Below are 12,701 nucleotides of genomic sequence, written 5' to 3' on the forward strand. Positions count from 1 at the left end.
GAAGTCGGATGCCCTCCAGGATACTCCCGGCCGCGACGGCCGTCCGCCGAACCGGGAGGACCGCCGCCCCGCGGGGGACCGATAGGCTCTCGCACGTGCGCGTTCTTGTGATTGGTTCCGGCGGGCGCGAGCACGCCCTGTGCCGGGCGCTGGCGGCGGATCCCGAGGTAACCGAGGTCCACTGCGCTCCCGGAAACGCGGGCATCGCGCGGGTGGCGACCCTCCACGCGGTGGCCCCGGCCGACCCGGAGCGGGTCGCCGGGCTGGCCGTGGAGCTGGAGGCCGACCTGGTGGTGGTGGGCCCGGAGGCGCCGCTGGTCGCCGGGGTGGCCGACGCGGTCCGGGCTGCGGGTGTCCCCTGCTTCGGCCCGTCGGCCCAGGCGGCCAGGATCGAGGGGTCCAAGGCGTTCGCCAAGGAGGTCATGGCCGCGGCGGGCGTGCCCACCGCACGCTCGCGCACCTGCGTCACGCCGGAGGAGACCGCCGCGGCGCTCGACGAGTTCGGCGCGCCGTACGTGGTCAAGGACGACGGGCTCGCGGCGGGCAAGGGCGTGGTCGTCACCGATGACCGCGACGAGGCGCTGCGGCACGCCGCCGCCTGCGGACGGGTCGTCGTCGAGGAGTTCCTCGACGGCCCCGAGGTGTCGCTGTTCGCCCTGTGCGACGGCTCCACGGCCGTGCCGCTCCAGCCCGCCCAGGACCACAAGCGCGCCTACGACGGCGACGAGGGGCCCAACACCGGCGGCATGGGCGCCTACACGCCGCTGCCGTGGGCGCCCGCGGACCTCGCGGAGCGGGTGATGGCCGAGACCGTCGTCCCGACGGTCGCCGAGCTGGCCCGGCGCGGCACGCCGTACACCGGGGTGCTGTTCGTGGGCCTCGCCCTCACCGCCGGCGGGCCGAAGGTCATCGAGTTCAACGCGCGGTTCGGCGACCCGGAGACCCAGGTGGTGCTCGACCGGCTCGCCACGCCGCTGGGCCGGCTGCTGCTGGCCTGCGCGAACGGCACGCTGGACGGCTTCGGGCCGCTGTCGTGGCGCGGGGGCGCCGCGGTGACCGTGGTCGTCGCGGCGGAGAACTACCCCGGCGACCCGGTGAGGGGCGACGTGATCGAGGGGCTCGCCGACGTCGGCGGGGACGCCTACGTGCTGCACTCCGGGACGGCCGCCGACGGCGACCGCGTCGTCTCCAGCGGCGGGCGGGTGCTCAGCGTGGTCGGCACCGGTCCCGACGTGGCGGCGGCGCGCGCGGCGGCCTACGAGGCGGTCGGCCGCGTCCGGATGCGCGGCTCGCACCACCGCACCGACATCGCGTCGCGCGCCCTCTGATCCGCGGGCGCGGCGCCCCGGGCCCGTCCCGCGGCTCCGCTCCCCGTACGGCCGGCACGGACGTCCGCGGGACACGCCGGAGGTGCCGCGACGGGGCCGCGGGGGCGCGGGAGACGTAGCGTGGAGGAGGCATGCCCCGATGAGCAGGGGGCAGGTGCCGCCCGTCCCGCCGTGTCCCTTCCGCCCCCCGGAGGAACGATGACGCTCGACTCCCCGGTGTCGCTCGAACGGATCGGCGACACCGGCGTGCTGCGATGGCCGGGCACCTGGCGGGTGTACGTCGCCACGCGCAGCGAGGAGATCAGGGCCGACGCCGAGCGCGCCCTGACCCTGCGCGACGAGGCGGGCCAGCTCGTCTCGGTCGGCGAGGGCATCGGCACCCACCTGGCCCGCGCGGAGACCTACGCCCGCAGCAGGCACGGGCTGCGGCGCTGGCTGACCGGCCAGGCCATCGAGGGCGCCTGGTCCAACATCAACAGCGCGACCGTCATGCTGTACGGCGTGCTGCCCACGGTGGAGCTGTGCGGCAGGTGCCCGGAGGTGGTGGCGATCGGCCGGGCCTACCTCCCCGCCGACGACCCCCGCCTCGTGCACCTGCAGGCCAGGCTCGCCGCCGGCGACCTGGGCGAGGACGACAGGCCGCTGATGCAGTCGGTGCTGCGCGCCGCCTACACCGCGCAGGCCATGGAGACCGGGCGGGTCCGCAGCTTCCGCAACCTGCTGCTCGCCGGGGTGGTGATGCTCTCCCTGCTCGTGCTGGGACTGGTGGCCGTCGGCGCGATCTGGCCCGACGTCGTCCCGATGTGCGGGAACCAGGCGGTGATCCAGGCGCAGGGGCTGATGCCCGCGCAGATCTGCCCGACCGGCGGGCGCAGTCCGGGCCACGGCGACGTCCCCCTCGTCGCCCTGGTCGGGATGCTGGGCGCGGCGCTGGCCACCGCGGCCTCGCTGTCCACCCGGTCGGAGCAGTCCACCCGTTACTCGCTGGCCGTGGTGCAGAACCTCCTCAAGGCGCCGGCCGGGGTCGCCACCGCCGTGCTCGGCCTGCTGATCCTGAACTCCGGCTTCGTCCCCGGTTTCGCCGGGCTCGGCTCACAGCCGGCGATCCTGGTGTGGGCCATGGCGTTCGGGTACGGCCAGCAGATCGTCACCCGTTTCGTCGACCAGCGCGCCGACACCCTGCTGTCCGCCGCCTCCCCGCTGACCCCCGCGGCGCGGGGGACACGGGCCGGATGAATAAAATCGTTCCCCCCGGGACCGCCCGGCGGACGCGTGACCGCCACCCCGGTCCGCGCCTTCCGACTGTTCGGCCGTTCGAGGGGTAGTTCCCGCACGAAGCGGCCTGTTCAGGGACATCCAGCGGCTACTGTTGGCCGGTAGCCGCCCCGGCTGTCGCGCTTCGCCGTAGACGTACAACCGCCCCACTTGCAAGGAGCATTACGAATGGTCCGTTACCGCGTGCGCGGTGGCAATCCCCTCCGTGGAACCGCCTTCATCCAGGGTGCCAAGAACGCCGTCCTCCCCATGATCGGCGCCGCGCTCCTGGCGGCCAAGGGCCGGACCGTTCTGCGCAACGTGCCGATCATCGAGGACGTCCGCCGCGCGGTCGAACTGGCCGAGGCGATCGGCGCCAAGGTCGAGCTCCACGAGGCGGAGCGGACGCTCGTCATCGACGCCTCCACGCTGAAGAGCCCGGTGCTGCCCGCGGAGATCGCCCGCCGCTTCCGCGGCTCGGTGCTGTTCGTGCCCGCGCTGCTGCACCGCCTCGGCGAGGCGATCATCGAGGGCGTCGGCGGGTGCAACCTCGGCAGCCGCAACCTCGACTTCCACTACCTGGGCTACAAGCGCCTCGGCGCGGTGGTGGACGAGGGCGACGCCGTCATCCACGTCAAGGCCGCCGGCTTCACCGGCGCCACCCTCTACCTCGACACCCCCTCGCACACCGGCACCGAGAACCTCATCATGGCGGGCGTCCTCGGGCGCGGCACCACCGTGATCGAGAACGCGGCGCTGGAGCCCGAGGTCCTCGACGTGATCGACATGCTGACCCGGATGGGCGCGAAGATCAGCGGCGGCGGGACCGGCTTCATCACCGTCGAGGGCGTGGAGGAGCTGCAGGCCGTCGAGCACACCGTGATGCCCGACCGTCTCGACGCGGGCGTGTTCGCCATGGCGGCGGCCATCACGGGCGGCGAGGTCAACCTGGTCGGCGCCGACCTCGACCACCTCGGCGTGGTCCGCTACAAGCTGGAGCAGATGGGGGTGGAGTTCGCCGACCACGGCGCCGTCCTCCACGTGCGCCGGGACCGCCCGCTGCGCCCGATCAACGTCATCACCGACACCTATCCCGGCTTCGCCACCGACCTCCAGTCGCCGATCATGACGGTCGCCTGTCTCGCCGACGGCGCCAGCTACATTCACGAGCGCATTTTCGACGGCCGGTTCGCGCTCGCCTCCGAACTGAACAAGATGGGCGCCGACATCGAGGTCAAGGAGAACAGCGCGGTCGTCCGCGGCGCCACTCCGCTGACCGGAACGTCGGTGACGGCACACGACCTCCGTTCGGGAATCGCCCTCGTGCTCGCCGGTCTGGCCGCCGAAGGAGAGACCGTCATCGAATCGGGATATCTCATCGACCGCGGCCACTCATATCTCGCCGACCGTATGCAGGCCCTGGGCGGCGATGTGACCCGGGAGATTTCTCCCGCGTAATCGCCGGGTTCGCACCTCCCCTGAAGCCAGGATGACCTGTGTAAACGGCGGAAGTAAGGGGTTTAGCCCCGAACTTGCCTCCAGAATTGACATCAAATCAGGCGTGACATTACGGCCTTCACAAGCGATCGTTCCAAAAGAGAGCCGAAACAAACGGATGGCATGATGGGACGAACATTGGTCGAGCGGGCTGAAGAAGCTCCACGAGTGTCACGCCCGGGTGCCATGACACCGGACCTAACTATCGGTGTCGTGGGACCCCATGACCTCGTCGAGCGAGTGATGTTGATGGGACACGCGGCGGCCCCGCTGCCCTGTCGCCTGGTAGCCGCTGCGTACCGGGACGAGCAGGAGGCCTCCGACAAGGTCAATCGCCTGGGGGCGGGGGTGGACGCCTGCCTGTTCGCCAGCCCCGTCCCCTACGACCTGGCCCGGCGTTCGGGGGTGCTGACGATGCCCGCGACGTACGTGCAGCTCGGCGGCGCCGCCCTGATCGCCGCGCTGGCGAGGGCGGCGCTGGACGAGCGGATCGACCCGCGGCGGGTCAGTGTGGACGTGTTGGGCCGCGCCGACGTCGAGGAGGCCTACGCCGACCTGGGCCTGCCCGCCGGCGAGGTGCACAGCCGTGACGAGCCCGGGGCCACCGGGACGATCACGGCCTTCCACGAGCGCCTCGTCCGCCAGGGCCTCAGCAGCGGCGCGCTGACGTGCCTGCCCGCGGTGGCCGACCGCCTGCAGGCGGTCGGGGTGCCGGCGATAAGGATCCGCCCGACCTCCGCGGCGATCCGTACGGCGCTGCACACCGCGACCCTGCTGGGCGCCCACCACCGGCTGGAGGAGTCGCAGCTCACCGTGATCCTGGTGGAGGTGCCCACGCTGCGTGAGCCGGTCCGCCGGGCCGCGCCGCGCCACTGGCGGGACGAGCTGCGGCTGTCGCTGCACCGGTTGCTGGTGCAGGAGGCCAACCGGATCAACGCCGCGGTGACCCCGGTCGACGACCACAGCTACATGGTGACCGCGACACGGGGTTCGGTGGCCACGGCCACCGAGGGGTTCCGGGTCCTGCCGTTCGCGGCGCGGGTCCGGGAGGAGCTGGGTCTGGCGGTGGAGGTGGGGGTCGGCATGGGCCGTACCGCCCACGACGCCGAGTCCCATGCCCGCGCGGCCATGGCGCGCACGCAGGCGGGCAAGCAGGCGCAGGGCTTCGCGGTGGACCGCGAGGGCCGGGCGCTGGTCCCGGCGCCGAGGATGCCTCCCCAGGGCGGCGGGCAGCTCAAGCCGAAGGGCGTGGAGGTGCTGGCCAGGCTGGCGGCCAAGCTGGAGGGCGGGGACACGGTGGTGGACGCCGAGAGCGCGGGCAAGATGCTCGGCGTCACCCCGAGGACGGCACGGCGGTTGCTGCGCACGCTGGTGGACGAGGGACTCGCGTGGCCGCTTCCGCCGAACCGCACCCCCCAGCCGGGCCGGCCCCGCCAGCTGTACCGGCTGATCGTGGAGAAGCTCGGCGGCCACTGAGGCGGCCACTGAGGTGGCCACCGGCACGGCCACCGATCGACCGCCGTGCGGTTCGCCGAGCGGCCACCGAGGCGTCCGCCGACCGGCCGCTGCCCGGTCAGCGAGCGATCACCGAGGCGACCGTGGAACGGCCGCCGTGCGGTCACCGAGCCCCTCGCGGCCTTCCGCGGCCGGGTGGCCCCGCCCTCGTACGGCGGGGCCCCCGGGCTCCGCGGTTCACCCCCCAGGCCGGCGGCTCCCTTCCGCGCCCGGCGGCTTCCCGGGCTCCGGTGGTCCTGCCCGGCGCTCCCGTCCGGTGGTCCTGCCCGGCGCTCCCGTCCGGCGGCCCTGCCCGGCGCTCCCGTCCGGTGGTCCCGGAGCCGGCGGTCCACCGCCCGGTTTCCGGGCTTCCCCGGATCCGGCGCTCCCGCCCCCTGCTCCCGTCCGGTGGTCCCGGAGCCGGTGGCTCCCTTCCCGGCTTCCCCGGATCCGGCGGTTCACTCCCGACCCGATGGCTCACCCCCCGCCCGGCTCGGTGTCCGAAACATATGACATGAATGTCTGAAATATGCGATGTGACGATCGGCCACAGAGGCTATTGTCATGAGTCATGAGCCGTGACACTGCTGTCAGCCCCCGGCCGCTCCTCGTGTGGGGAGCGCTGGCGATCGTGTACGTCGTGTGGGGCTCCACCTACCTGGGGATCAGGTTCGCGATCGAGACGATCCCACCGCTCAGCAGCGGCGCGATGCGCTTCCTGCTCGCCTCCCCGATCCTGGCCCTCGCGGTGCTCGCCCTGCGGGGACGGCGGGCCTTCCGGATGACCGCCAAGGAGGCCGGTGGGGCCGCGCTGGTGGGGCTGCTGCTGCTGAACGGCGGCAACGGCATGGTCGCCGTCGCCGAGCAGCACATCTCCAGCGGGCTGGCCGCGCTGCTGGTCGCCTCGGTGCCGCTGTGGCTGGTCGTCCTGCGGCTCGTCGCCAGGGACCGGCCGCGGGCGCTGACGCTCGCCGGGGTGCTGCTGGGGTTCGCCGGGGTGGCCGGGCTGTCGCTGACCGGCGGGGGCGGCCACAGCGACGGCACGGGGATCGCCGTCATCCTGCTGGCGTCGCTGTCGTGGTCGATCGGCTCGTTCCTGTCGGCCAGGATCCCGATGCCCGCCGACCCCTTCGCCGCGAGCGCGGTCGAGATGGCCGCGGGCGGCACCGGGCTGGTGCTGACCGCCCTCGCCGTCGGCGAGCGCGTGGACTTCGGGGCCGTCTCCGGGACGTCCTGGGCGGGGCTGGCCTACCTGGTCGCGATGGGCTCCCTGGTGGGCTTCACGGCCTACGTCTGGCTGCTGGGCAACGCCCCGATCTCACTGGTCTCCACCTACGCCTACGTCAACCCGGCGGTGGCGGTCGCCCTGGGCGCGATCATCGTGGGAGAGGTGGTCACCGTCCCGATGCTCGTGGCGGGCCTGGTGATCGTCCTGGGCGTGGCCCTGGTGGTCTCCACCGAGCGCCGCGGCCGGACGCCGGCGGCCGTCGAGGAGGAACCGGCGGCCGTGTAGGTGAACCCGGCGGCACGCCGGGGCGGGGCCGTACCCGCGGACCCGTCGCGGGCCCGGCGGCGCGGGCCCGCGGCGGGCCGTCAGGCGCTCCGGAACGCCTCGGCGGCGGCGAGGAAGGTGTCGTTGGCGTCGGGGGAGCCGATGGAGATCCGCGCCCCCTCCCCGGCGAACGGGCGCACCGCCACGCCCTCGGCCGCGCAGGCCTCGGCGAAGGCCGTGGTGCGCTCGCCCAGGCGGAGCCAGACGAAGTTGGCCTCGGTGACGGGCACCTCCCAGCCCTGGCCGATCAGGCTCTCGCGGACCCGGGTGCGCTCCTTGACCACGGCGTCCACCCGCTCCAGCAGCTCGTCCTCGGCCGCGAGCGAGGCGACCGCGGCGGCCTGCGCGAGATGGCTGACCGCGAAGGGCACCATCGTCTTGCGCACGGCGGAGGCCACCGGCTCGTCGGCGATAAGGTAGCCCACCCGGAGCCCGGCCAGGCCGTACGCCTTGGAGAACGTGCGCAGCACCGCGACGTTGGGCCGGGAGCGGTAGTAGGAGAGGCCGTCTGGCACGTCGGCGTCCCTGACGTACTCGCGGTACGCCTCGTCGAGGATGACCAGCACGTCCTCGGGGACGCGGTCCAGGAACGCCTCCAGCTCGGCCGAGTGGACGACCGTGCCGGTGGGGTTGTTGGGGTTGCAGACGAGCACCATGCGGGTCCGCGGGGTGATCGCCTCGGCCAGGGCGTCCAGGTCGTGCGTCTCACCCGCCAGCGGGACCCGCACCGAGGTCGTCCCGGCGAGGTCGGCCAGCAGCGGGTACGCCTCGAACGACCGCCAGGCGTAGACCACCTCGGCGCCCGGCTCGCCCACGGTCTCGAAGAGCTGCTGGGCCACCGCCACCGAGCCGCCGCCGAGCGCGACGTGCTCCGGCGGCACGCCGTACCGCTCGGCCAGGGCGCCGGTCAGGCCGGCGGCGGCCGGGTCGGGGTAGCGGTGGATCTCCGTGGCCGCCTTGGCGATGGCCTCGACCACCGAAGGCAGCGGCTCGTAGGGGGATTCGTTCGAGGACAGCTTGTAGGACCGGCCGTCGGGTGACACGACGGCCTTGCCCGCCTTGTAGGCGGGCATGGTGTCCAGGATGGCGCGGAAACGAGGCATGCTCTTACTTTAGGAGGATCGCCCGGACGGGAGAACGGCGGGCGCACGGGGCATGATCCTGGAACACTGGAGGTGAGAGGCTTGCCCGACCGGGAGGACGACATGAGCATCGCACCGCCGCACGTGGCCGAGACCTCCGATGCCGACGTATCCGAAACGGAGCCCCTGCCCTCCTGGGTGATCCCGCCCACGGGGGGCTTCACCGCCGATGACCTGGACCGGCTCAGGGGAATCCCCCCGCACACCGAGCTGATCGATGGCACTCTCGTCTTCGTGAGCCCCCAGACCCGCTTCCACGCCGTCATGATCTTCGCTCTGCAGAAGGAGCTGGATCAGGCGGCTCCCGACCACCTCCGGGTGGAGAGGGAGATGACGTTGAAGCTGGGCGAGCGCCAGCGGCCCGAGCCCGACATCGTGGTGCTCCACGCGCACGCGGCCTCCGACATGATGCGGACCTTCTACGAGGCGTCGGACGTGCTCCTGGCCGTCGAAGTGGTCTCGGCGGAGTCTGCGGAGCGGGACCGCAACAGGAAGCCCCAGCTGTACGCGGAGGCCGGCATCCCCCACTTCTGGCGGGTGGAGTACGAAGACGGCCAGCCCACCGTTCACGTCCACCAGCTCAACCCCGCAACGCGCGCCTACACCCTCACGGGCTCCCATCGTGACCGGCTCAGGCTGAGTCTTCCCTTCGAGATCGACATCGACCTGGCGGCCATCGTCAAACGTTGAGCCCCGTGGTCTTCCGGAGGGGTCACTTCAGGAAGCCGTCGTGGTCAGTCCTTCAGGGAGCGGAGCATCGGGGGGTGCAGCAGCGTCGCCGGGCCGCGGCGGTAGAGCTTGGCGGGGCGGCCGCCGTCGCGGGTGGTCGTGCGGCCGGTCGGCACCAGGAAGCCCTCGGCCCGGGTGACCTTCCGGTGGAAGTTGCGCGGGTCCAGCGGGCGGCCCCAGACGATCTCGTAGACCCGGCGCAGCTCGGCGACGGTGAACTCCGGGGGGCAGAACGCCGCGCCCAGCGGGGTGTACTCCAGCTTGCTGCGGGCGCGCTCGATCCCGTCGACCATGATGCGCCGGTGGTCGAAGGCCATGTCGCACAGCGAGGAGACGGGCTCCCAGCTCATGTGCGCCTCGGTGGAGGCCGGCAGGTCGGGGGCGAGGCCGAGGTAGGCGACGCTCAGCACGCGCTGACGCGGGTCGCGGTCGGGGTAGCCGTAGGTCTGGAGCTGCTCCAGGTGGACCGGGGCGCCGGGCAGACCGGCCCGTTCGGCGAGGATCCGCGCAGCGGCGGCCGGGAGGTCCTCGTCGAGCTGGATGAATCCGCCGGACAGGGCCCAGCGTCCTTCGTAGGGGGGCCTGTCGCGGCGCCAGACGAGCGCGCTCAGCGCCTGGCAGCGCACCGTGAGGACGACCAGATCCACGCTGACGGGAATGCGCGGAACCATGTCAGGCACGTTACACCGGTCAGAGGGCGACGCGGACGTGCAGCGCCTCGGCGGCGGGCCGTCCGTCGGGGGCGGTGACCTCGATCTCGACCCACTGGCCGGGCGGCACCTGGGTCCAGTCGAAGGGGACCCACGCCGTCTCCATCCGGGCGGGCTGGTCCGGCGGGGGCGGGTTGAGGTTCACCCCGGCCACCTCGACGACCTTGGGGGTCTCCTGCCCCTCCCACTTCAGGGTGACCTTCGCGCCCATCGGCAGGTTGTAGCCCCGGATCTCCACGCCGTCCTGGATGTCGCGCGGCCGGCGGACGGCGTCCACCGGGATGGGCCGGTTCCAGTCTCGGGTGATCTCCTCCGACAGCGACGGCGAACCGCAGGTGAAGAAGTCGCTCCACATGTAGGAGACGACCTTGGAGACGTAGCGGCCGACCTGGGTCACCGCCGCGTCGAGCCGCTTCTTGTCGGTACGGCCGCGGCTGCCGGTCCGCACCTCGCAGGGCTCGCCCTTCGACGGCTCGAACGCCTCCACGTTGGCCCACAGCTGCACGTCGTGACCCTGCTCGGCCATCCGGTCGCGGGCCGCGGACATCTCCCGGTAGTAGTCGCGGGTCGAGCCGTGGTAGGCGGTGCCGTTGTCGGCCTCCCCGACGACCGGGCGCAGCCGCTCGTCCACCTTCTCGTCGCGCTCGTCGGGCCAGAACAGCCCGACCTTGCCGGTGCCGCGGCTGTCCTGCGGCGCGATGATGCCCACCCCGGTCCTGGCGAGCGCCTCGAACCCCCGGGCGACCTCCTTGGGCGTGGCGCTGATCGGAAGCCTCTTGCGGGCGTCGAGGTAGGGGCTGACGAGGATGGGCCTTCCCGGCATCTCCTGCTCGACGATCTCGTGCTGGGAGGCGTAGACCCGCAGCGTCGGATGGTCCTTCGCCGCCTCCTCGGGGTCGTTGGACCCCGAGTAGCGCATGTCGCGCATCTGCACCTCGAACGGCTGGTAGAAACCGCCCAGCGAGGTCCGGTCGCCGAAGCGGTCACCGTAGTCCTGCAGGATGCGCCGGGTGAGGGTGGTCAGGGTGTTCGTGCCCTGCCTGGCGGCCCGGGACTGCTGCGCCGGGTCGCGCGGGGCCAGCGGCAGGGCGGGGAAGACCTTCACCCCGAACCGGTCGCCGAGGTCGAGCAGTTCGGTGAGGCTGTCCTGCTCCGCCGCGGCGATCAGGATCACGTGGTAGCCGCGGCCCTTGGCCCTGATGTTGTCGCAGGTCGGGTCGTCGCTGCCGTCCTCGTTGACGATGAGGCGGTAGAAGACGGTCTTGCCGACGGGGATCTTCCGCTCGAACTCCGGGCAGCGGAACAGGCCGGGGCCGAACGCCTCGTCGGTGCGGTAGACGAACGTCCAGCTCACCCGGTTGCCGGGGTTGGCGGCCTTGAGGTCGCGCTCGGCCGCGGCCTCGCAGGACAGCCCGTCCTCCACGCACGGCTCGTAGCGGGGGTCGATCTCCTCGCCGGCCTTGTCGAGGACGCGGCCCTGGTCGTCGACGCGGCGGGCCTGCAGGCCCCAGCCGATCCGGATCACGGTGTCGCCGCCCAGCCGGTGGATGGCGGAGAACTGCCGCCGCCAGGTGCAGTGGTCGGCCGTGGGGATGAGCCAGTAGCCGGTCACCGCGTACGGCGTGGGCACGGCGGTGTCGAACGTTCCACAGGGATCGGTGAACTCCTCGGCCTTCGGGGCGGGGGTCGAGGGGGTCCGCGCGGGGACCGACGACGACGCGATCGGCGTCCCGTCGCCGGTCGCCTTCCCGCCGGTCCGGGGGAGGACCAGGACGACCGCCGCCACCGCCGCGAGGATCGCCACGCCGAGCAGAGCCGTGAACCAGCGCACGATCAGGACACTACCGTTCTCGTGATCAGGTGGACGTAAGCCATTTCGCCGTACAGCCCGTACAAGAGGTCAGCTCTTGACGCCGCCCCACTCCTCCAGCTGGGCCACGAAGCGGCGGGCGGAGTTCGGCCAGTGATGGTTCGCACGGGCCGCCGCATACCCTCGGGCGCCCCGGGCATGCCGTTCGCGGGGATCGTTCCGGAGGAACAGCACGGCCTCGGCGACCGCCCCCGGGTCGTTCCAGGGCACGACCACACCGCTGTTGTAGCGTTCGACCAGCTCCACCGCGCGCGGCGAGGGCGTGGTGATGACGGGAACGCCGTGGGCCATGTACTCCACGATCTTCGTCGGCATGGAGTGGCGGTAGTTGGGCTCGTCGTGCAGGAGCGACAGGCCGGCCAGCGCGCCGTCGAGCCGCTTGAGCGCCTCGTCGTTCGGCATGAAGTCGCGCCACTCCAGCACACCCTCGGCCACCGCCGCGTTCAGCGCCGGGCGGGACTGCGGGTCGGCGTAGCCGATCAGCTCGACCGCCACCCGGTGCGGCCGCAGCAGCCGGGCCGCCTCGATGGCGTCGTGCACCCCGCGCGCCTCCGACAGCCAGCCGAGGTAGACGACGCGGTCGTCGCCCGGCTCGGCCACCGCGTCGGGCACCCAGGTCTCGTTCGGGACGACCAGGTGGGTGCGGCTGAACCGGCCGGCGTAGGCGTGCTCGGCCAGCAGCAGGTGCAGGTGCCGCTCGGCCACGCCCTCGAACATGCGGGCCAGGAACCGTACCGGGGGCCGCAGGAGCGCCGGCAGCCAGGGCTTCAGCGACAGCGTCGCCGGGGTGTCCTCGTGGACGTCCCAGACCACCGGCGGGCGTCCGCGCACGCCCGCGACCGCGACCAGCAGCTCGGGGTCGTGGATCACGACCAGGTCGACCTGGTCGCGCATCCGCTTGAACACCTTGCGGGCGGCGCGCACGGCGGACAGGCGCTTGCGCTCCGCCGCCCGGGGCAGGTCGACGCCGTTCACCCACGACCGGGCCATGACGCCCCGCGCGGTGTACGGCGCGGCGTACGTGACCTCATGACCGGCATCGACGAGCGCCCGGATCTGCCGGTGCAGGATCCGGGCGTCCTCGGGGTGATGCACCACCGTCATGACGAGCACGTGCACTGCGCG

Annotated in this window: 10 protein-coding genes; 6 read left to right on the top strand and 4 right to left on the bottom strand. The window is 72.7% G+C overall.

Annotated features, from left to right (window positions below):
* The first annotated feature begins 95 nt into the window (after positions 1-95).
* The 5 genes from purD to ACZ6W9_RS21370 all read left to right on the top strand — a co-directional run bounded on the left by purD (position 96) and on the right by ACZ6W9_RS21370 (position 7,086).
* Positions 96-1,328: a phosphoribosylamine--glycine ligase gene (gene purD / locus ACZ6W9_RS21350; RefSeq protein ID WP_470119211.1), complete on the top strand. Its 1,233-nt coding sequence runs from the start codon at positions 96-98 to the stop codon at positions 1,326-1,328.
* A gap of 198 nt (positions 1,329-1,526) precedes the next feature.
* Complete coding sequence (locus tag ACZ6W9_RS21355; RefSeq protein WP_389966864.1) at positions 1,527-2,564, top strand: hypothetical protein; 1,038 nt, start codon at positions 1,527-1,529, stop codon at positions 2,562-2,564.
* Between the two features lie 207 nt (positions 2,565-2,771).
* A complete protein-coding gene (gene murA / locus ACZ6W9_RS21360) occupies positions 2,772-4,040 on the top strand; it encodes a UDP-N-acetylglucosamine 1-carboxyvinyltransferase (protein ID WP_362939853.1) in 1,269 nt (422 codons plus the stop codon).
* 225 nt (positions 4,041-4,265) lie between these two features.
* Positions 4,266-5,555, top strand: a complete 1,290-nt coding sequence (locus ACZ6W9_RS21365; RefSeq protein WP_389966868.1) for a GTP cyclohydrolase IIa — start codon at positions 4,266-4,268, stop codon at positions 5,553-5,555.
* Between the two features lie 589 nt (positions 5,556-6,144).
* A complete protein-coding gene (locus ACZ6W9_RS21370) occupies positions 6,145-7,086 on the top strand; it encodes an EamA family transporter (protein WP_389966871.1) in 942 nt (313 codons plus the stop codon).
* 80 nt (positions 7,087-7,166) lie between these two features.
* Here the strand turns inward: ACZ6W9_RS21370 and hisC are convergent, their stop codons facing one another.
* Positions 7,167-8,228 (bottom strand): histidinol-phosphate transaminase, encoded by a 1,062-nt coding sequence (gene hisC, locus ACZ6W9_RS21375; protein ID WP_362939844.1) that lies wholly within the window; start codon positions 8,226-8,228, stop codon positions 7,167-7,169.
* Between the two features lie 102 nt (positions 8,229-8,330).
* On the opposite strand from hisC, the gene ACZ6W9_RS21380 reads away from it, so the two are divergent.
* Complete coding sequence (locus ACZ6W9_RS21380) at positions 8,331-8,957, top strand: Uma2 family endonuclease (RefSeq protein ID WP_389966877.1); 627 nt, start codon at positions 8,331-8,333, stop codon at positions 8,955-8,957.
* Between the two features lie 44 nt (positions 8,958-9,001).
* Here ACZ6W9_RS21380 and ACZ6W9_RS21385 read toward each other — a convergent pair whose 3' ends face one another.
* The 3 genes from ACZ6W9_RS21385 to ACZ6W9_RS21395 form a co-directional block, all read right to left on the bottom strand.
* On the bottom strand, positions 9,002-9,667 hold the full coding sequence (locus tag ACZ6W9_RS21385; RefSeq protein WP_362939838.1) for an NUDIX hydrolase: 666 nt from the start codon (positions 9,665-9,667) through the stop codon (positions 9,002-9,004).
* 19 nt (positions 9,668-9,686) lie between these two features.
* A complete protein-coding gene (locus tag ACZ6W9_RS21390; RefSeq protein ID WP_470119215.1) occupies positions 9,687-11,537 on the bottom strand; it encodes a DUF4434 domain-containing protein in 1,851 nt (616 codons plus the stop codon).
* A 69-nt stretch (positions 11,538-11,606) separates the two neighbouring features.
* The gene (locus ACZ6W9_RS21395) at positions 11,607-12,695 is read right to left on the bottom strand and encodes a glycosyltransferase (RefSeq protein ID WP_362939832.1); all 1,089 of its coding nucleotides are present in this window, start codon (positions 12,693-12,695) and stop codon (positions 11,607-11,609) included.
* Between the last annotated feature and the right edge of the window lie 6 nt (positions 12,696-12,701).

It is taken from the genome of Streptosporangium sp. NPDC053982 (assembly GCF_055585205.1).